This is a genomic window from Alteromonas sp. G5_S2_22_S1, assembly GCF_054968525.1.
This window is the reverse complement of sequence record NZ_JBQKUJ010000012.1, coordinates 79,608-99,789: the sequence shown is the minus strand read 5'-3', so window position 1 is coordinate 99,789 and position 20,182 is coordinate 79,608. Positions and strand designations below refer to the sequence as shown.

Here is a 20,182-nt window from a genome sequence, read left to right as displayed (position 1 = left end):
GTCAATTCAAGCGCTTCGCTAATACGGGTCTTAACCCGTGTTACGCATGCCGATAGCAATACCGGCAATGGTAACCATCATGGCACGTTCTAGACTGGTGTTCTGCGCATCGTCACCGGCTTTACGGATACGATCTAGAAGCTCAATTTGCAGGTAATGAAGCGGCTGAAGGTATCCTGCGCGGATCTCCATCGATTCCTTACCCTGCGGGTCGTTCTTCATAATGTCGTCATCGCCTGTGATAGCCAGCAGTGAAGAGATGCTTTCTTTAAGCTCGCTACGCAATGCTTCACCAAAGTGTTTAAGTTCTTTGGGTACCAAGCGCTCATCATAAGCTTCGCTAATGCGTGGGTCAGCTTTGTGGAACACCATGTCTAACATAGAAAGGCGTGAACGATAGAACGGCCATTCGCTGAACATCTCGTTAACCACTTTCTCGTTCTCAGGAGTCTTCACGCTATCAATAGCGCGCATAACGCCCAACCAGCTTGGCAGCACTAAACGTGTCTGTGCCCAAGCGAAGATCCATGGGATAGCACGTAAGCTCTCAATTCCGCCTTGTGGTTTACGCTTAGCAGGGCGGCTGCCTAGAGGTAGTTTACCTAGCTCTTGCTCTGGAGTAGCCACGCGGAAGTAAGGTACAAACTCTTCATCGTGACGTACAGTTGCACGGTAGTTATCACGACCTTGCGCTGCCATGGTGGTAATAAGCTCACGCCACTCTTCTTTTGGTGCCGGAGGTGGGAACAACATGGCTTCAATAATGGCGCTGGCGTAAATACCTAGGCTGCGTTTAGCCAGTTTTGGCATACCGAACTTATAGCGAATAGTTTCGCCCTGTTCTGTTACGCGGAAACCGCCTTCTAGTGAGCCAGGAGGCTGTGAGTAAATTGCCGCATGTGCTGGCAATCCACCACGACCAATCGTACCGCCACGTCCGTGGAACAGGGTTAGGCTTACGTCGAACTCTTCTGCAATGGCAACCAATGCTTCTTGCGACTGATACTGTGCCCAGCCAGCAGCCAATGCGCCTGCATCTTTCGCTGAATCAGAGTAACCGATCATAACGAACTGACGGCCCTTCACGTAACCGCGATACCAGTCGATAGACAGGAGTTTGCGCATTACATCTGGTGAGTTGTTCAAATCGTCAAGCGTTTCAAATAGTGGTGCTACCGGCATCGGCCAGTCTACACCGCTTTCTTGAAGAAGCAGCTGAACCGCCATGACATCCGATGGCTCACTTGCCATAGAGATAATGTAGATACCGAAGCCGTGCTTGCTGTGTTTCGCAATCACCTTACAGGTATCTAGCACTTCTTTTACATCGTCAGATGCATCCCATTGCGCTGGGAATAACGGACGTTTCGAGCCAAGCTCACGTAATAAGAACGCTTGCTTGTCGGCTTCGCTCCACTGTGCGTAATCGCCTAAACCTAGGTAGCGAGTTAGCTCACTAAATACGTCGGCGTGACGCTCAGAATCTTGACGTACGTCAAGGCGAAGAAGGTGAATACCGAATACACGAGCACGACGGATAGTATCTAGTAGAAGGCCGTTTGCCACTACTTGCATACCGCAGTCGATTAATGACTGGTAGCAAAGCATTAGCGGCTCGATAAGCTCGTCGTCGCTTTCAATCCAGTTAGACGTGTCTGGATTCTTGCCGGCCAAGTAGTCGGCAATGCCATCGCGAGTCGCAATAAACTTGTTTACCAGCGGGCGAAGTAGGGCGCGGTACGGTTCGTTTGCATCGCCTACTTTGTCGCGTAGTTCGTCGTTGCAATCGTACATTGATAGCTCGACTTGCAAACGATCAAGGTCTAGCGCGAAAAGTTTAGCTGCGCGTTTTCTTGCCAGCAGCAATACTTGCTCGGTTACTTTTGAGGTAACAAATGGGTTACCGTCTCTGTCGCCGCCCATCCACGAGCTAAATTGTACGGGTGACGCGTCTAGCGGTAGCGATACGTCGTAGTCTTCGTTTAAGCGGCCATCAAGCTCGCGCATAAAGTCAGGTACGGCTTCCCATAGCGAGTTTTCAATAACCGAGAAGCCCCAACGCGCTTCATCAACAGGCGTCGGGCGAACGGAACGAATTTCTTCAGTGTGCCACGCCTGCGCGATAAGATCGGCAATACGCGTTTCAATTTTTTTGCGCTCAACATCGCTAAGCGAGGCTTGATGCACTGCCTGAAGACAGTCAGCAAGTTCTTTATGCTTGTGAATGAGTGTACGGCGTGTTACTTCAGTAGGGTGAGCGGTAAGAACAAGGTCGATGTTCAGCTTTGCAACCGCGTCTTGTACTTTATCTGCGGTAAGTTCTGCTTTATCTAGGTGTTTGAAAAGGGCATCAATAGATGCATCAACATTCATTGCCGCGTTGTATTCTTGCTCGGCAATATTACCTAGGTTCAAGAATTGTGCGAAGGCACGACCAACAGTAAGCAAATCGCTGTCAGACATTGTTTTGAAAGTTTCTTTCAGTTCTTCGCTACAAGTAGCGTCTCCCTGATAAGAAGCTCGGCCGCCTTTTCGAATCTTTTCAATCCGGTCTAGCCACTCCTGACCTAATTGATTTTTGATTGTTTCACCAAGGGTTTTACCAAGGTATCGAACGGTATCTTTCAGTTCAGCATCGTAGTGTGTTTGCATGCTATCCTCCTAAATATATGGGCTAACCATACTGTGTCCTTTGCGTCTTGTCTAACCACTTTAGGTTATAATTTACAACATTTTGATACTTTTGCACCCTAGTTAACATTGCTCAAAGCAAGATATTTTGTGGTGTGATACACTCTTGCACCGGAAAATGCAGAAACATTCTCGCACTAAGCGTTTTGTTTGAAATTTGTACTGCATTTGTAATTTAATTTCAGGAGTTCTTGTGACTGATACATTCAATACAGTAGAAACCCAAGCAAGTTACGGCATTGGTTTTCAAATGGGTCAACAATTGCAATCAAACCCTTTCGACGGTTTGGCAATCGATGCAGTTGTAGCTGGCCTAAAAGACGCATTCGCGGGTCAAGCCCCTCAGGTTGATAACGACACGCTACGTGATGCGTTCGGCGAAATTCACAAGCGTATGCAAGCAGCTAAAGAAGAAGCGAGCAAAGCGGTTATTGAAGAAGGCACAAAGTACCTTGAAGAAAACGCGAAGCGTGATGAAGTTACGGTAACTGAATCTGGTCTTCAATACGAAGTTGTTACTGAAGGTGACGGCGAGACACCAGATGCTTCTAGCACAGTACGTGTTCACTACCACGGTACGCTTATAAACGGTACTACGTTTGACAGCTCTTACGAGCGTGGTCAGCCAGCTGAATTCCCAGTAGGCGGCGTAATCAAAGGTTGGACTGAAGCACTTCAACTTATGAAAGCAGGTTCAAAGTATCGTCTATACGTACCACACGACCTAGCTTACGGTGAGCAAGGCGCTGGTGCGGCTATTGCGCCATACAGCACCCTTATCTTTGACGTAGAACTTCTTGACGTTCTAGGTTAATGATTTCTTCACAGGAGTGCCCAATGGTACTCCTGTGAATACCTGTATTCTTCTTTGTTAAATCTTTTACTCCTTTCTATCTTCTAGCCTATTTCTTTTACTTTTCTGAGGCTTAGTTTGTAAACAAACAGTTCACTCATAATCTGAGGTTGTTCGTGTTTCGCTTTTTCAAATATAAATATGTGATGCTACTATGTTCTGTTGGTGAGAATGCATGTATGCGATATGCTGACAAAATTGTATTAAAGATCGGCACACTTCCATCTGCTCCGAGTTGTTATCAGTGGCTTCGGCATTACAATAGCCCCACGCTCAAATAAGGAAAATTATTATGGTTATCAAGCCTAAAGTGAGAGGCTTCATTTGTACAAACGCGCATCCCGTAGGCTGTGCTAAAGCGGTTGAAGAACAGATTGCTTATGTAGAAGCAAAAGGTGACTTAGGCGAAGGCCCTAAAAATGTACTGGTTATTGGTAGCTCAACAGGCTATGGCTTAGCGTCGCGCATCACATCTGCCTTTGGTTATGGTGCTAAAACACTAGGTGTGTGCTTTGAAAAAGCACCAACGGAGCGCAAAACGGGTACTGCTGGTTGGTATAACACTGCGGCGTTCCACGAAAAAGCCAAAGGGAAAGGCTTGTATGCAGATACGATAAACGGCGATGCTTTTTCTGATGAGATCAAAAACGAAGCTATCGAAAAAATCAAAGCCGAAATGGGCAAGGTCGACTTGGTTATTTACAGCCTTGCGTCTCCGCGCAGAACCGACCCAGAAACTGGTGTGACCTACAAGTCGACGCTTAAGCCAGTAGGCGAGGCATACACCACAAAAACTTACGACACAGATAAAGATAAAGTGCATGAAGTGGCGCTTGAGCCAGCCAACGACGACGAGATCCTTAACACCATTAAAGTGATGGGCGGCGAAGATTGGGAGCGTTGGATGGACTTTTTGCGTGAAGCCGATGTGCTTGCAGAAGGCTGTAAAACCACCGCATATACCTATATCGGTAAAGAGCTTACATGGCCTATCTACGGTCAAGCAACTATCGGTAAGGCAAAAGAAGACCTAGATCGCGCTGCTGCAGCTATTATTGGTAAAAACAGTGACTTGCTTGTACAAGCAAACGTAAGTTCACTAAAAGCACTGGTAACGCAGGCAAGTTCTGCCATTCCCGTAATGCCTCTGTATATTTCACTTATTTACAAAGTGATGAAAGAAGAGGGGACACACGAAGGGTGTATTGAACAAATTCATGGTTTATTCACACAATGCCTGTTTGGAAATACTCCTACGCTAGATGAAGCAAATCGCTATCGCATGGACGGCAAAGAAACCAACGACGCTACCCAAGCAAAAATTAAAGCGCTATGGGATCAGGTGACACAAGAGAACTTCCATGACTTAAGTGACTACAAAGGTTACCACCACGAGTTCTTAAAACTATTCGGTTTTGACATTTCCAGTGTTGATTACGACAGTGAAGTTGACCCACTGGTTAAGTGGTAAAACTTAAACTTACCATTAATTAACCTAGTGCTATCTGTGCAAAAGCCGTCTGATTTGACGGCTTTTTTGTGCTTTATTGCAAGCCGATATGGGGTGTCAGCGGTAAAAATGTAAATGAATAAGACCAAAGGTTTACATTAAATTGTAGAAAAATTTGCCTTTATCTTGAAATAGCGTGGCACAAACGTATGGGTTAATGCTAAAATCCCGAAATTAAGTGGGGGCCTTTTCTGCCTCTGCCTATACAGCAGTAGCGATTACCGCTACACAACAATAATAATAAGTGTAATTTTCTGCTGGTGGTCTATAAATATTGGGCGAACAAAATGCCCGCAAAAGGAATTATGCGTTGCGGCTTCATAACAGGCTGACCGCGGCATTGCAAGTTCCATCAATCAACAACGAAAAGGTGTTTAACACCTGTTAATAGTGCGTTTTTGCATGCTGACAGGCAGGATTTCTGCGGTCATGCAAAAGGGTATTTCTATTAGAGTAGTGCAATTACATATGATAAAAATCAAGAAAGGTCTCGACCTCCCAATTGAGGGAGCGCCAAAGCAGGAGATTGCTGATGCATCTGCTGCAACGCGCGTTGCCATTCTGGGAGAAGAATATGTGGGTATGCGCCCTACCATGCACGTCCAAGTTGGCGATGTAGTGAAGAAAGGTCAGGTACTTTTTGAAGACAAAAAGAACCCTGGCGTTAAATTCACTGCGCCAGCTGCGGGTGAAGTGGTAGAGGTTAACCGTGGTGCAAAACGTGTTCTTCAGTCTGTAGTTATCAAAGTAAACGGCAGCGATGCTGTGACATTTGACAAAATTGCAGCTGACCAGATCGCGAGTGCAACACGTGAGCAACTTCAGTCAATCCTTGTAGAGTCAGGCATGTGGACAGCGTTACGCACCCGTCCATTCAGCAAATCGCCTCAGTTAGACTCTGTTCCAAACTCAATTTTCGTTACAGCAATGGATACTAATCCACTAGCGGCAGATCCTGCAGTGGTAATTGCTGAGCGCCAAGACGATTTCGTAAATGGTCTTAAAGCGTTAGCGCAATTGAGCGGTGGCAAGACTTACGTTTGTAAAGCGGCAGGTGCTTCTGTTGCTACTGGCGATGCGGCAGTTGATGTTGAAGAATTTGGTGGTCCTCACCCTGCGGGCCTACCGGGTACTCACATCCACTTCCTTGATTCTGCTGGCATGAACAAAACGGTTTGGCACATCAACTACCAAGACGTAATGGCGATTGGTGCATTGCTGACCTCTGGCGAGTTAGATAACCGTCGTGTTATTTCACTTGCAGGTCCTGCTGCAACCAACCCACGCTTAGTGCGCACTGTAATTGGCGCAGACTTAACCGAACTAACTGCTAGCGAGCAAGTAGACGGTGAAGTACGTGTTATCTCAGGCTCAGTACTTAGTGGTACTACGGCGATGGGTGTACACGGATTCCTAGGTCGTTTCCACACACAAGTTTCACTATTAAAAGAAGGTCGCGAGAAGAAATTGTTCGGTTGGATCATGCCTGGTTCAAACCAACACTCAGTGACTCGTGCTTACTTAGGTCACCTAAGTGGTAGCAAGAAATTTGATATGACAACAACTACCAATGGTTCAGAACGTTCTATGGTTCCAATTGGTAATTACGAACGCGTTATGCCCCTAGATATCATTCCTACGCTTCTGCTTAGGGACCTGATTTCTGGTGATACTGACGGTGCTCAGACGTTGGGTTGCTTAGAGTTGGACGAAGAAGATTTGGCATTGTGTACTTACGTATGCCCTGGCAAATACAACTACGCTCCTATCTTACGCGACTGTTTGACCACGATAGAGAAAGAGGGTTAAGTCATGGGTTTAAAAGCGTATTTAGAAAAAATTGAACCGGATTTCGAGCCGGGTGGTAAGCATGAAAAGTGGTATGCGCTTTACGAAGCTGCGGCTACCATTTTTTATACGCCAGGTAAGGTAAACAAAGCGAACACGCACGTGCGTGACAGCATTGACCTTAAACGCATCATGATCATGGTATGGATGGCAACATTCCCAGCTATGTTCTTCGGTATGTACAACATTGGTTTTCAAGCGCAAGAAGCTATTGCTGCTGGCGCAGGAACACTGCCTGACATATGGCAGGCGGGGCTTTTCACTGCACTAGGCGGTGATTTGACAAACGCTGGCATATTAGGCCTGTTCTTCTACGGTGCATGTTTCTGGCTACCTATTTATGCAGTAACGTTTGCTGTTGGTGGTTTCTGGGAAGTACTGTTCGCTTCTGTGCGTAAGCACGAAGTAAACGAAGGTTTCTTCGTAACATCAGTGCTGTTTGCACTAACACTTCCAGCCACGATTCCTCTATGGCAAGTAGCACTAGGTATTACCTTTGGTGTTGTTATTGCTAAAGAAGTATTCGGTGGTACAGGTCGTAACTTCCTTAACCCAGCTCTGTCTGGTCGTGCTTTCCTTTACTTTGCGTACCCTGCACAAATCTCAGGTGACCAAGTATGGGTAGCAGCAGATGGTTATTCGGGTGCAACGTCTCTTAGCCAAGCCGCTTGGGGCAACCTAGACTACGCTGATATGACGCAGTGGATGGATAGCTTCATCGGTACTATCGCGGGCTCAGCAGGTGAGGTATCTACACTAGCTATTATTCTTGGTGGCTTGTTCATCATGTACATGCGTATAGCAAGCTGGCGCATTGTTGCTGGTGTTGCAATTGGTGTGGCGTTCTTCGCAACCTTGCTAAACCTAATCGGCAGCGATACTAACCCTATGTTTGCAATGCCTGCACATTGGCACTTTGTTGTTGGTGGTCTTGCGTTTGGTATGTTCTTTATGGCGACAGACCCGGTGTCTGCATCGTTCACAAACCAAGGTAAGTGGGCTTACGGTATCTTCATTGGTTTCATGACGGTACTTATCCGCGTCCTAAACCCAGCCTTCCCTGAAGGTGTAATGCTAGCAATTCTGTTTGCTAACTTGTGGGCGCCACTGTTCGACTATTTCGTCGCACAAAGCAACATCAAGCGGAGGGTAGCACGTGTCGGCTAAGAAAGAATCTTTAGGCAAAACTATCGGTGTAGTAGTAGCCGTATGTTTGGTTTGTTCAATTGTTGTTTCTGGCGCGGCTGTTGGCCTTCGCTCTCTACAGCAAACAAACGCGGCTCTTGATAAAAAGAGCAACATTCTTAATGCTGCAGGCCTTTACGAAATGGGCATGAGCAATAACGCTATCGAAAGCACGTACAGCGAGCGAGTAGAGCAGCGTTACGTTAATCTTGAAGAAGGCACGTTTGTTGAAGCGCCTGCGCCAGATTACGACATGTATAAAGCTGCTAAGCAGACTGAGTACAGCACAAAGGTAACTAACAGCAATGTAGGTTTCCAACGTCGCCCTAACGTGGCAAGTGTTTACTTAGTGCGCAACGAAGCAGGTGATGTATCTCGTATCATCCTTCCTGTTCACGGTAGCGGTCTTTGGGATCTTATGTACGGATTCTTAGCGATAGATGCAGACGGCCAAACGGTTCGCGAGCTTATTTACTATCAGCAAAAAGAAACGCCAGGACTAGGTGGTGAAGTGCAAAACCCTGCTTGGCAGGACAAATGGGACGGCAAAGAGCTTTACGAGAATGGCGAAGTTGCTATTCGCGTAGTGAAAAATGCTAACCCTAGCAATCCTCACACTATCGATGCGCTTTCAGGTGCAACCCTAACCAGCAACGGTGTTGAAAACACTATTCGTTACTGGGTAGGCGAGCAAGGCTTCGGCCAGTTCCTGAAGAACCAAGCATGGCGTTCATAAGGGAAGTCTCATGGCAGATACTAAAGAAATGAAAAAGGCCCTCTTTGGGCCAATCCTGGACAACAACCCGATCGCCCTACAGGTATTGGGTATCTGTTCAGCACTGGCAATTACCACTAAGCTGGAAACAGCATTGGTAATGTCGCTAGCGCTTACAAGCGTTGTAGCGTTCTCAAACTTGTTTATTTCACTAATTCGTAACCAGATTCCATCTAGCGTTCGAATTATTATCCAGATGACCATCATTGCATCGTTGGTAATCGTTGTTGACCAAATTCTGAAAGCGTATTCGTATGAAATATCGAAGCAGCTGTCGGTATTCGTTGGTCTGATTATTACTAACTGTATCGTAATGGGTCGTGCTGAAGCTTACGCCATGAAGAGCCCACCTCTAATGAGCTTCCTTGATGGTATTGGTAACGGCTTAGGCTACTCTTTCATCCTGATTGTTATTGGTACAATTAAAGAGCTATTTGGTTTCGGTACTATTTTAGGTTTCGAAATCCTTCCACTGGTTCAAAACGGTGGCTGGTACCAAGGTAATGGTTTGTTAATTTTACCATTCAGCTCATTCTTCTTAATCGGCGGTATGATTTGGGTTATCCGTACTATCCGTCCTGAGCAAGTAGAGCCTAAGGAGTAAGTCATGGAACATTATTTGTCGTTATTTGTTCGCTCAATCTTTGTTGAGAACATGGCGTTATCACTATTCTTAGGTATGTGTACCTTCCTTGCGGTATCTAAGAAAGTTAAAACTGCTATGGGTCTTGGCGTAGCGGTAATCGTGGTACTAGGTATCTCGGTTCCGGTTAACCAAATTATTTATGTAAACATTCTTGCTCCAGGCGCATTAGCGTGGGCAGGTTTCCCAGAAGCTGACTTAAGCTTCCTTAACTTCCTAACCTTTATCGGTGTTATCGCGGCATTGGTACAGATCCTAGAGATGAGCTTAGATAAGTTCTTCCCAGCGCTTTATAACGCACTAGGTATCTTCCTTCCGCTTATTACCGTTAACTGTGCAATCTTCGGTGGTGTAGCGTTTGCAGTACAGCGTGAATATAACCTGACCGAAAGCGTTGTTTACGGCGTAGGAAGTGGTATTGGCTGGGCAATTGCAATTGTGTTGCTTGCGGCAGTACGTGAAAAGCTTAAATATGCTGATATGCCAGATGGTGTTCGCGGTCTTGGTTCTGTATTCATGATCGCGGGTCTAATGGCACTAGGCTTCCAGTCATTCACTGGTATTCAGCTGTAAGAAAGCTCGGGAGCATATAAATGAATAATGTAGAAATATATCTAGGCGTCGGCATGTTCATTGCCATCGTTCTAGCGCTGGTATTTATTATCATGTTTGCCAAGTCTAAATTGGTACCAAGTGGTGATGTCACTATCACTATTAATGGTGACCCAGACAAAGCAATCAAAACTGCACCGGGTGGCAAGCTACTTGGTGCTCTAGCTGATGCAGGATACTTCGTATCTTCTGCGTGTGGTGGCGGTGGTTCATGTGGCCAGTGTCGTGTAGATGTACACTCAGGTGGTGGTGAAATCCTTCCAACTGAACTAGACCACATCACTAAAGGTGAAGCGCGTGAAGGTTGCCGTCTTTCATGTCAGGTTGCGATTAAGCAAGACATGGAAATCGAGCTAGAAGAGTCGGTATTTGGTGTTAAGAAGTGGGATTGTGAAGTTATCTCTAACGATAACAAAGCTACCTTCATCAAAGAGCTTAAGCTTAAAATTCCTAACGGCGAAAGCGTACCTTTCCGTGCAGGTGGTTACATTCAGATTGAAGCGCCAGCTCACCATGTTAAGTACAAAGAGTTCGATATTCCTGAAGAATATCGCGGTGACTGGGAGCGCTTTGGCTTCTTTGACATTGAGTCTAAAGTAGACGAAGAAACCATTCGTGCGTACTCAATGGCGAACTACCCAGAAGAAGAAGGCATTATTATGTTGAACGTGCGTATCGCTACGCCGCCACCTAATAACCTAAGCCTTCCTGCTGGTAAAATGTCATCGTACATTTGGAGCCTGAAAGAAGGTGACAAAGCGACTATCTCTGGTCCATTCGGTGAGTTCTTCGCGAAAGAAACTGAAAACGAAATGGTGTTCGTAGGTGGTGGTGCGGGTATGGCCCCAATGCGTTCACACATTTTCGATCAGCTTCGTCGCCTTAAGTCTAAGCGTAAGATGAGCTTCTGGTACGGTGCACGTTCACTTCGTGAAATGTTCTATACCGAAGACTTCGACGAGCTAGCAGCAGAAAACGATAACTTTGAGTGGCACGTAGCACTTTCAGATCCTCAGCCAGAGGACAACTGGGAAGGTTACACAGGGTTCATTCACCAAGTACTTCTTGAGAACTACTTGAAAGATCACCCTGCACCAGAAGACTGTGAGTTCTACATGTGTGGACCACCTATGATGAACGCGGCCGTAATCAACATGCTTAAAGAGCTAGGTGTTGAGGACGAAAACATCATGCTAGATGACTTCGGTGGCTAAGCTAATCGCTTAAAAAGTTAAGCATAATAAAAGGGGCGCAAGCCCCTTTTTTGTTGAAGCAAAACGCTTAATGCACATTGTTAGTGAAAAATGTGCAAATTAGCTAAGGACAACATCGTGATTCGTTTCGCAATTCGAATTTTTCTCGCTTTTTTTGCAATAGGCATATTAGTACTTGCAAGCTGTAGTGATGAAAAAGCGCCTGTAGTACATCTTCAGGGCCAAACAATGGGTACAACCTACAACGTTAAATACCTTGTAGGTAAGGAGCCGGTAGAAGGGTTACAGGCTGAAATAGACGTACGTCTTGTTGAAGTAAACAAGATGATGTCAACGTATGACCCTACATCAGAACTTTCAAGGTTCAATCAGTATCGCTATACCGATAACTTTGCCGTATCGCCAGACACTTTGACCGTGGTTAATGAAGCGTTGCGTTTAGCTAGCTTAAGCGGAGGTGTGCTTGATGTAACGGTGGGCCCTTTGGTGAACTTGTGGGGGTTTGGCCCAACAAAACGCCCCGAGAAAGTACCAAGCCAAGGGGAGATCGACGAAATTAGAGACTATGTGGGTTATCAGAAACTGTCGACCACGCCAACCGGTCTCAAAAAAAGCCACCCCATGCTCTACGTCGATTTATCGACCATAGCCAAAGGTTTTGGTGTAGATGAAGTGGCAGAGATCCTTGAAAAGCACGGTATTGAAAACTACCTTGTAGAAATAGGCGGTGAAATGCGCGTGAAAGGTGAACGTGGCGACGGCAGCGAGTGGCTTATCGCTATTGAAAAGCCGGTTACTACTGAACGCGCAGTTCAAAAAGTTGTCTCAATAGGTGAAAACGCGGTTGCTACGTCGGGCGACTATCGTAACTATTACGAAGAAGACGGGGTTCGTTATTCGCACCTAATAGACCCAACTACCGGTAAACCTATTTCGCATAATTTGGTATCGGTAACCGTTGTCCACCCTTCATCTATGACATCAGACGGTCTAGCTACCGCGTTCAATGTTATGGGGTGGGAGCAAGCGATAGCGATCGCCGAGCAAGAACAGCTTGCCGTATTCCTCATTCGTCGCACCGATGACGGATTTGAGGAGTATGCGTCGCCAGAATTTGATAAACTGGTCACAGTTCATAATTAGGGGGTAGCGATGTCTACATTTATTCTCGCTTTCGGTTTCTTTCTTACTATGGTTTTGGCCATGGCCGTTGGCTACCTAGTTCAGAAAAAATCTATTTCTGGAAGTTGCGGTGGCTTAGGTGCACTAGGTATTGAGAAAGCCTGTGATTGCCCAGAACCGTGTGATCGTAAAAAGTCACGCATGGAAAAAGAAGAAGCCCGCCAGAAAAAGCTAAACGAGTGGAAGCAGAACCAAATTTTGTAATGCTTCGCCTTTCGTTGGCTTAAAATCTAAAAGCGCTGTTAGATGCTAATCGACAGCGCTATTTTTGTTTTTTTAACACAGCCGTGAACTATGCGTGCGAGCCATCAATTCTATTTAGAATCCATAACGAACTAGTGTAATTCAACGTTATTAGTAATATACTGTCTTTTTGTACAGTTTTACGTTTAAAGCTAAAGAATGAAGGCGGACAATGCGAAAAATTATCCACGTCGACATGGATTGTTTTTACGCCGCAGTTGAAATGCGCGACAACCCAGCTTTGCGCGATATTCCCATTGCGATTGGCGGCAGTGCCGACCGTCGAGGGGTTATTTCTACCTGTAATTATCCCGCCCGTAAATATGGGGTGCGTTCAGCGATGGCCACCGCGTATGCTGTAAAACTATGCCCTAATCTTACTTTAGTGAAAGGGCGCATGGACGTATACGCCGCTGAATCACAAAAAATACGTAAAATCTTTGCAGACTATACTGACCTTATCGAGCCCTTATCATTAGATGAAGCCTACCTAGATGTCACCAATAGCGAGTTTTGTGGGGGCAGCGCTACGTTAATTGCCGAAGAGATACGCGCGCGTATTCAAAGCGAGTTAGGTCTTACTGCTTCCGCGGGCGTGGCCCCCTGCAAGTTTGTGGCAAAAGTGGCCAGTGACGAAAACAAACCCGACGGCATCTGCGTGATAACTCCCGACAAACTCGATGCGTTTGTACGCGACATGCCGCTAAAGAAAATTCCGGGCGTTGGCAAAGTTACCATGCAAAAGCTGCAGCGCATGGGGCTTAATACCTGCAATGACGTTCGTCAGTATCCTTTCGAGCGTATTCAAAAAGAACTGGGCAAATTTGGTAGTGTGCTGTGGGAGCGGGCTCATGGCATCGATGAGCGTGAGTTGTCAGTATCTCGAGAGCGCAAGTCTATAGGGGTAGAGCGCACGCTAAGTGATGATATACATACACTTGATGAATGTATCGACTTCTTGCCCCACTTGTTTGAAAAGCTTCAAGAGCGAATGGATAATCACAAAAAGCGAACGGGTAAACCGGTACGCATTCGCACGCAGGGCGTGAAGCTTAAGTTCAATGACTTTCAGCTAACCACGGTCGAGCATCGCTGTGCAACCCTTGATGAAGCGTATTTTCGTACACTCATGCAGGAAGCCTTTGAACGAGCAACAGGGCGGGGTATTCGACTTGTGGGCGTTCACATAGGCCTCGCCGCCGACCAATCAACACAACAGCTGGTTTTGCCTTTTGAAAGTACTTAGCAGCGCGCTATTGTTAACCTTTAATGTAAAGCGAAGGCTAACTGACCTTTAATATTTGACTCAATTTTTCGAGAAGGACGTTATGAACGCTAAACAACTTAAAACCCCCGGTCGCTATAAGCACTACAAAGGGAACTTATATGATGTATATGAAATTGCTACCCATTCAGAAGATGAAAGTAAGCTTGTGGTTTATCGTCCGTGCTACGGCGAAAAAGCGCTGTGGGTGCGTCCACTGGAAATGTTTTTCGAAACGGTGGAAAAAGGCGGGCAAACGCTTCCTCGTTTTGAATACGTAGGCGAGATCCCTGATGATGAAAAAATGATCTAATTGTGAAATTGGGTCATAGTGTAAGAGGTCTTATTTAAACAGGCTTCTAACAAGGAAATAATAATGAAAACTGTACCTCGTTTTAAAACCCATATTTTGGCTGCGCTTATTGCCGCGAGCCCATTGGCACTTTCACCGTTTAACACTGCCATTGCGCAAGATAGATTTGCCGATGTCGAAGTTAAAGCAACAGCGATTAAAGGCTCTGTGCACATGCTTACGGGTGCAGGGGGCAATATTGGCGTTTCGGCCGGGGAAGATGGGGTGCTAATCATCGATGACCAATTTGCGCCACTGGCTGAGAAGATAGCGGCGCAACTAGGGCAGCTTGGCAGCGATAAACCAAAGTACGTGATCAATACCCATTACCACGGCGATCACACGGGTTCTAATGCGTTTTTCCATAGCCATAAAGGGGCGACTATTCTAGCCCATGAAAACGTTCGCGTGCGTTTAGCCGATGATGAAAAAGTAAAACCAGAAGCGCTCCCCACCATTACTTATGAAGATGGCATTAAAATTTATTTTAATGGTGAAACCCTTCATGTGATGCACTTAGCAGTAGGGCATACAGATGGTGACAGTGTAGTGTGGTTCGAGCAACCTAATGTAATGCACACTGGAGACCTATTCTTCAATGGACGCTTTCCTTATATTGATCAAGGAGCAGGTGGAAACGTAGAAGGTTATATGGATTCAGTTAAACAACTGCTAGCCAAAATTGACGATGACACCGTCATTATTCCTGGTCACGGTGATATCAGCAACAAGCAGGAATACACTGCGTTTTTAAGCATGATCAGCGAGACGTTTAACTACGTCAAAGCGCTTAAACAAGACGGAAAGACTCTCGATGAAGTCAAAACCATGGGCCTAGAAGATAAATGGTCTGATTGGAGTTGGAACTTTATCAATGAAGAAAAGTGGATAGCTACGCTCTATAAAGACGCCTAAGCGCTACTGCGTAAAAAAATGGGGTCAGTGTAAAACGCTGCCCTGTTAGCTATTTATCACTAAACGTTTGAATGTAAAGTTGCTCTACTTTATCCCTTGCCCACTGTGTTTTTCTTAAAAATTTGAGCGACGATTTAATCGAGGGGTCGTTGTTAAAGCAGTTCACCTTGATTCGGTAATACAACCCATCCCACCCGTATCGTTCGTGAAGTTGAGTGACGATTTTCTCTAGGGTTAAGCCGTGAAGTGGGTTATTGGGTTGTTGGTTCATAACGTGTCGCTGTTTTGTCTAAGTTCGAGCAGTTAGTTTACCACGAACTTAATAGATTATGGGGGCAGAGTGATTACTCTGACCCCATAGCTCGTTTATACCAAATTAGGCCTTGCCTTTTACAGCATGGTGCATTGTTTGTGATTCTGAGGCGGGCGGTGGTGCATGTGTGTGGACAGTTTCAGTTTGTACACGCTTTGGCTTTCTCGGCGTCTTATATAGCGGCCATATCAGTTGCTCTTTCCAGTTAGCGTAAAACATGCCTTCTATGCCGTATTGCGCAGGATATTGGCGCGTGATTTTAGCGGTACCAAATAGCACATCCCAAAAGAATAACAGATTTCCATAATTACCTTTGTAGTTGGTAATGCCATCATCCGCTTTTAAGCCATGGTGGGCACTGTGTGTCGAAGGGGTAGATATTGTGCGCTCTACCACCCAAGCTATGGGATGTAGCCATGGCGTTTGATATAGCAGTCTATCCCATTTCCACTCGGCGTGTGCGCCTGTGATTACGGTAAGCTTGACCACCAAATAGAATGCGTAAGTCCACCCTAGCCCTAAATAAATCAGTGCACCAGAAAACCAAAGTGAAGGCATAAACAGGTAATAGAAAAAGTTGTTCCTGTAGATGATGCGAACGCTCATGTATTTGGCGTTGTGGTGAGCCCTGTGCAAGTTATAAAGAAAGCGCGTGGAGTGAGATAGTCTATGCCACCAGTATTGCATCATGTCATCGAATATCAATAGCAGCGCGATGTGTATAAGGACCGGCGAGTCGGCAAGTGCACCTTGAAGCTGAGGAAAGGCTAACGCCATGATGGCGGCAGAACTAAACAGGACAAAAGGTTGGGTTACCACAAACAACAGCAACGTACCGATAAGCTCTACCTTCCCATCATCACTGACTTCGCTGGACTTTTTAAATAGCTTACCGTTTTTTGCTTCCAACAGCGCAAAGGTGATGAACACCGCCAAAATTGCCCACTGATAATTCATTATTGTATTACCTGCTATTTGAATGTTGTCGAACAATTTACATTGAGTTAACATTCAAGAATATATACAAGTATAGTTTTGGAGTCGTATGTCTTACATTCACGGTATAGCGCAAACGGTGATGCCCGACGACTACCTTGATAACTGTATGCCTTACGGTAACGTTAAAGCCTATGCGGCTAGCGCTACAATTCATGATAGAGGAAGCAAGAATAAAGGGCTGTCTATCGTTGTCTCGGGAGAGGTGAAAATAGGAAACTATGGCTTAGATGGCAGCTATCAAATTACAACGATTTTGCGCAGGGGAGACACCTTTGGCGAGTTTACTTTGTATGCATCACTTGCTAGAACACACCACGCCCAAGCGCTAACTGAATGTAAAATATTACAAATTCCCGAGCCAGCATTTCATTCACTGGTAAGCCAACATCCTGCTATTGCTGCTTTTATTACACGTTCTTTAGCAATAAAGCTACACGCCGCGTTAGAGAGGCTGGATGATATTCGCCGTTTACCCACTCACGTTCAGTTAGCCAAACTCATTTACCAGGCGCATTTAACCTCTCGACGCGACTTCATACCTTTGCGCCAAAGTGATTATGCCGAAAGGCTTGGCGTTACAGTACTTACCGCGCATAAGTCGCTCACTAAATTATATGACATGCAACTCCTTGAAAAGCGCTATGGCGGGGTTGTGATAAGCAACATCGAGCGTCTTGAAAAATTCTTGAAGGAAAGTTCCTCGCTGTTGCCCATATAGCAATTAGTGGGGCTGCAAGCCATCTAAAATAATATGCTGAATGTTCTTTAAGGTGCTTTCAAAAAAAACGGGGTCGCTTAAATCGTTGCCAGTGACGGCCTTTATCTGAACACTGAAGTCTGCGTAATGTTGAGTTATGGCCCAGATGCTAAATATTAAATGAACGGGCTCTACTGCATTGAGTTTACCTGCAGTAATCCACTCATTGATTACGGCGCTTTTGGCGTCGAGCAAGGCTTTAAGCGGTGTCTCTAATTCTTTGATCAAAAGCGGTGCACCTTGTACTACTTCCATACAAAAAAGCTTGGATTCGGCGGGGTTGTCTCGCGACATTTCAAGCTTAACTTTAATGTACTCTCTTAACGTTTCTATAGGCTCTTGCTCTGCAGAAAAGCTTTGTAGGGGACTTAACCACACATCTAGTAGGTGAGTGATCACTGATAAATACAGCCCATCTTTGCTTTTAAAATAATAAAGTAAGTTGCTTTTCGATACGTTGGCTAGCTCGGATATTTGTTCCACCGTTGTTCCGCTTACTCCATTTTTTGAAAACAACGTAAGGGCTGCCTGCATAATTCGAGCGCGCTTTTCCTTCAGTGCTTTTTCTCGGCGTTTTTGGGCCGTGGGGCTAAATGCGCGGGCTGGTTTTGTAGTTGCTTTACCTTCAGACTTCATCACTTCTTAACTGCAGCATTTTATATTCATATACCTAGTTTACGCGGAGTTAGTGTAGCGATAAACCGCTTTGCACAAAATTGCACCAAATAAGTTCACCTGCACTGGACTGGATGTTTCAAATTGAACCAAAAGGTCCATTTTAAACTTGACGCCATGTTAAGTTGTTGAAAATTAACAAGTAAATTAATTGGCCTGTTTTATGCTGTTCAGTCTTTGTACCGCCTCTTCAAATATTTGAACTCGGCAACCTGACAAAAAGCTGTTTAAACAGCTCAAAACGCATACAAGCAGAGGGAACAACATGGATATTGGTGTATTTATTCCAATTGGTAACAACGGCTGGTTAATTTCTAAAAATTCACCTCAGTTCAAACCAACGTTCGATCTTAATAAAGAGATTGTGATGAAGGCTGAAAAGTACGATATGGATTTCGCACTCTCGATGATCAAGTTACGAGGATTTGGCGGTGAAACGGAGTTTTGGGATTACAACTTAGAATCGTTCACCCTAATGGCCGGTCTTGCTGCCGTCACTTCAAAAATTCAGCTATATGCCACAGCCGCCACGTTAGTTTTACCGCCAGCGATTATGGCGCGTATGGCAACCACTATCGATTCCATTTCTAACGGCCGCTTTGGCGTGAACTTAGTTACCGGGTGGCAGCGCCCCGAGTACTCCCAAATGGGCATGTGGCCTGGCGACGAATTCTTTGGTAATCGCTATGAGTACCTTGATGAATACATCAAGGTGGTTAAAGAGTTGTGGGAAACGGGAAAAAGTGATTTTAAAGGCGAGCACTTCCAAATGGATGACTGCCGAATGCTGCCTAAACCACAGCGCAAAATACCGCTTATTTGTGCAGGGCAAAGTGCCGCGGGCATGGATTTCTCGGCCCGTCACGCCGACTATAACTTCTGCTTTGGTAAAGGTGTGAATACACCTACCGCATTTGCTCCAACCGCTGCGCGCTTAACCGAGGCGGCTGAAAAACACGGTCGCAGCGTAGGCTCCGCTGTACTCGTCATGGTTATTGCTGATGAAACCGACGAAGCCGCCATGGCTAAATGGGAAAGTTATAAAGAGGGTAAAGATCAGTCGGCGTTAGATTGGATGGCAACGCAGGGTGCGGCTGATAAAAAGTCGGGCAAAGACACTAACATTCGAGACATGACCAACCCAACCTCAGCGGTAAACCTGAATATGGGTACGCTCGTTGGCTCTTATGAATCAGTCGCTTCTATGCTAGATGAAATCGCAACGGTTCCGGGTTGTGAAGGGGTACTGCTAACGTTTGATGATTTCTTAAAAGGTATGGATGATTTCGGCACTAAAATTCAGCCACTGATGAAGTCGCGCCAGCACCTGCTAAACACATCAGGAGCTGCCTAATGTCTGCCGGTGATGTGTTTGAAGTCTCAGGCTGTTTTCAGGAACGCCAAACCGGGCAGCCTGTATTGCCCGCTAAACCTGAACCTTTAACGTTAAACCCCAGTGAAACCGCCGTTATCGTAGTGGATTTACAAAACGCATACGCCAGTAAAAACGGGTATTTAGATAAGGCTGGGTTTGATGTGTCAACGACCAAACCTGTGATAGCCAATACCGTCAAGGTGCTGGATACCGCTCGCGCCGCAGGTATGCCAGTAGTCTTTTTACAAAACGGTTGGGATGCCGATTATAAAGAGGCTGGCGGCCCCGGTTCACCTAACTGGTACAAATCGAATGCCCTTAAAACCATGCGCAAACAGCCAGAATTAAAAGGCAGTTTGCTCGCCAAAGGAACGTGGGACTACGCCCTTGTAGACGCCCTTAAGCCGCAAGAGGGCGATATCGTTATTCCCAAGACCCGCTACAGCGGCTTTTACAATACCAATTTAGACAGCATGCTGCGGGCCCGCGGTATCCGTAACCTGGTGTTTACCGGCATTGCCACCAATGTGTGCGTGGAATCCACCTTACGCGATGGATTTCACTTAGAGTATTTTGGGGTAGTACTTGCTGATGCAGCCTATCAAGCCGGCCCGCCAGACATTCATGAAGCCTCACTTTTTAATATTCAAACGTTCTTCGGATGGGTATCTACCACAGCCCAGTTCTGTGAAGTGTTTGAAGGGGCGCGTTAGGCGGTGTTTTATTGGCCAAGGCTCGCCACGTACAACAAAGCAGCGCGGTAAAGCACTAAGCAC

General features: G+C 45.8%; 20 protein-coding genes. 16 read left to right on the top strand and 4 right to left on the bottom strand.

The window, feature by feature from the left end; translation table 11 throughout:
* Positions 1 to 30: 30 nt before the first annotated feature.
* Positions 31 to 2,652 carry a phosphoenolpyruvate carboxylase gene (ppc, locus tag ACTRWF_RS13650; RefSeq protein ID WP_015068145.1) on the bottom strand — a complete coding sequence of 874 codons (2,622 nt, stop codon included), beginning with the start codon at positions 2,650 to 2,652 and terminating at the stop codon, positions 31 to 33.
* Between the two features lie 232 nt (positions 2,653 to 2,884).
* Between ppc and ACTRWF_RS13645 the strand changes: the two genes are divergently transcribed.
* From ACTRWF_RS13645 to ACTRWF_RS13585, 13 genes are all read left to right on the top strand, one after another.
* On the top strand, positions 2,885 to 3,505 hold the full coding sequence (locus ACTRWF_RS13645; RefSeq protein WP_015068144.1) for an FKBP-type peptidyl-prolyl cis-trans isomerase: 621 nt from the start codon (positions 2,885 to 2,887) through the stop codon (positions 3,503 to 3,505).
* Between the two features lie 331 nt (positions 3,506 to 3,836).
* On the top strand, positions 3,837 to 5,015 hold the full coding sequence (gene fabV / locus ACTRWF_RS13640; RefSeq protein ID WP_020744340.1) for an enoyl-ACP reductase FabV: 1,179 nt from the start codon (positions 3,837 to 3,839) through the stop codon (positions 5,013 to 5,015).
* A 507-nt stretch (positions 5,016 to 5,522) separates the two neighbouring features.
* Complete coding sequence (locus ACTRWF_RS13635) at positions 5,523 to 6,863, top strand: Na(+)-translocating NADH-quinone reductase subunit A (RefSeq protein ID WP_015068142.1); 1,341 nt, start codon at positions 5,523 to 5,525, stop codon at positions 6,861 to 6,863.
* A gap of 3 nt (positions 6,864 to 6,866) precedes the next feature.
* Positions 6,867 to 8,069: an NADH:ubiquinone reductase (Na(+)-transporting) subunit B gene (locus ACTRWF_RS13630; protein WP_462835715.1), complete on the top strand. Its 1,203-nt coding sequence runs from the start codon at positions 6,867 to 6,869 to the stop codon at positions 8,067 to 8,069.
* Positions 8,059 to 8,823, top strand: a complete 765-nt coding sequence (locus tag ACTRWF_RS13625; RefSeq protein ID WP_015068140.1) for a Na(+)-translocating NADH-quinone reductase subunit C — start codon at positions 8,059 to 8,061, stop codon at positions 8,821 to 8,823. The genes ACTRWF_RS13630 and ACTRWF_RS13625 overlap by 11 nt, the downstream gene beginning before the upstream one ends.
* Positions 8,824 to 8,833: 10 nt before the next feature.
* On the top strand, positions 8,834 to 9,466 hold the full coding sequence (locus ACTRWF_RS13620; protein ID WP_015068139.1) for an NADH:ubiquinone reductase (Na(+)-transporting) subunit D: 633 nt from the start codon (positions 8,834 to 8,836) through the stop codon (positions 9,464 to 9,466).
* Between the two features lie 3 nt (positions 9,467 to 9,469).
* The gene (gene nqrE / locus ACTRWF_RS13615; protein ID WP_015068138.1) at positions 9,470 to 10,078 is read left to right on the top strand and encodes an NADH:ubiquinone reductase (Na(+)-transporting) subunit E; all 609 of its coding nucleotides are present in this window, start codon (positions 9,470 to 9,472) and stop codon (positions 10,076 to 10,078) included.
* Positions 10,079 to 10,098: 20 nt separating this feature from the next.
* Entirely contained in the window at positions 10,099 to 11,331 is a 1,233-nt protein-coding gene (nqrF, locus tag ACTRWF_RS13610) for an NADH:ubiquinone reductase (Na(+)-transporting) subunit F (RefSeq protein ID WP_015068137.1), read from the top strand.
* A gap of 117 nt (positions 11,332 to 11,448) precedes the next feature.
* Positions 11,449 to 12,474, top strand: a complete 1,026-nt coding sequence (locus ACTRWF_RS13605) for an FAD:protein FMN transferase (protein WP_462835714.1) — start codon at positions 11,449 to 11,451, stop codon at positions 12,472 to 12,474.
* 9 nt (positions 12,475 to 12,483) lie between these two features.
* A complete protein-coding gene (nqrM, locus tag ACTRWF_RS13600) occupies positions 12,484 to 12,717 on the top strand; it encodes a (Na+)-NQR maturation NqrM (RefSeq protein WP_020746637.1) in 234 nt (77 codons plus the stop codon).
* 211 nt (positions 12,718 to 12,928) lie between these two features.
* Positions 12,929 to 14,002 carry a DNA polymerase IV gene (dinB, locus tag ACTRWF_RS13595; protein WP_023559919.1) on the top strand — a complete coding sequence of 358 codons (1,074 nt, stop codon included), beginning with the start codon at positions 12,929 to 12,931 and terminating at the stop codon, positions 14,000 to 14,002.
* Between the two features lie 82 nt (positions 14,003 to 14,084).
* A complete protein-coding gene (locus tag ACTRWF_RS13590) occupies positions 14,085 to 14,333 on the top strand; it encodes a DUF1653 domain-containing protein (RefSeq protein WP_020746636.1) in 249 nt (82 codons plus the stop codon).
* 63 nt (positions 14,334 to 14,396) lie between these two features.
* Positions 14,397 to 15,287 carry an MBL fold metallo-hydrolase gene (locus ACTRWF_RS13585; RefSeq protein ID WP_020746635.1) on the top strand — a complete coding sequence of 297 codons (891 nt, stop codon included), beginning with the start codon at positions 14,397 to 14,399 and terminating at the stop codon, positions 15,285 to 15,287.
* Between the two features lie 49 nt (positions 15,288 to 15,336).
* Here the strand turns inward: ACTRWF_RS13585 and ACTRWF_RS13580 are convergent, their stop codons facing one another.
* On the bottom strand, positions 15,337 to 15,558 hold the full coding sequence (locus tag ACTRWF_RS13580) for a VF530 family protein (protein ID WP_015068132.1): 222 nt from the start codon (positions 15,556 to 15,558) through the stop codon (positions 15,337 to 15,339).
* Between the two features lie 105 nt (positions 15,559 to 15,663).
* On the bottom strand, positions 15,664 to 16,557 hold the full coding sequence (locus ACTRWF_RS13575; RefSeq protein ID WP_141154607.1) for a sterol desaturase family protein: 894 nt from the start codon (positions 16,555 to 16,557) through the stop codon (positions 15,664 to 15,666).
* Positions 16,558 to 16,645: 88 nt separating this feature from the next.
* Between ACTRWF_RS13575 and ACTRWF_RS13570 the strand changes: the two genes are divergently transcribed.
* Positions 16,646 to 17,317: a Crp/Fnr family transcriptional regulator gene (locus tag ACTRWF_RS13570; RefSeq protein ID WP_020744332.1), complete on the top strand. Its 672-nt coding sequence runs from the start codon at positions 16,646 to 16,648 to the stop codon at positions 17,315 to 17,317.
* A gap of 3 nt (positions 17,318 to 17,320) precedes the next feature.
* On the opposite strand, the gene rutR is transcribed toward ACTRWF_RS13570, so the two are convergent.
* Positions 17,321 to 17,992: an HTH-type transcriptional regulator RutR gene (rutR, locus tag ACTRWF_RS13565; protein WP_015068129.1), complete on the bottom strand. Its 672-nt coding sequence runs from the start codon at positions 17,990 to 17,992 to the stop codon at positions 17,321 to 17,323.
* A 304-nt stretch (positions 17,993 to 18,296) separates the two neighbouring features.
* On the opposite strand from rutR, the gene rutA reads away from it, so the two are divergent.
* Positions 18,297 to 19,385: a pyrimidine utilization protein A gene (rutA, locus tag ACTRWF_RS13560; RefSeq protein WP_023559916.1), complete on the top strand. Its 1,089-nt coding sequence runs from the start codon at positions 18,297 to 18,299 to the stop codon at positions 19,383 to 19,385.
* Positions 19,385 to 20,119, top strand: a complete 735-nt coding sequence (rutB, locus tag ACTRWF_RS13555; protein ID WP_023559915.1) for a pyrimidine utilization protein B — start codon at positions 19,385 to 19,387, stop codon at positions 20,117 to 20,119. The genes rutA and rutB overlap by 1 nt, the downstream gene beginning before the upstream one ends.
* The last annotated feature ends 63 nt before the right edge of the window (positions 20,120 to 20,182 follow it).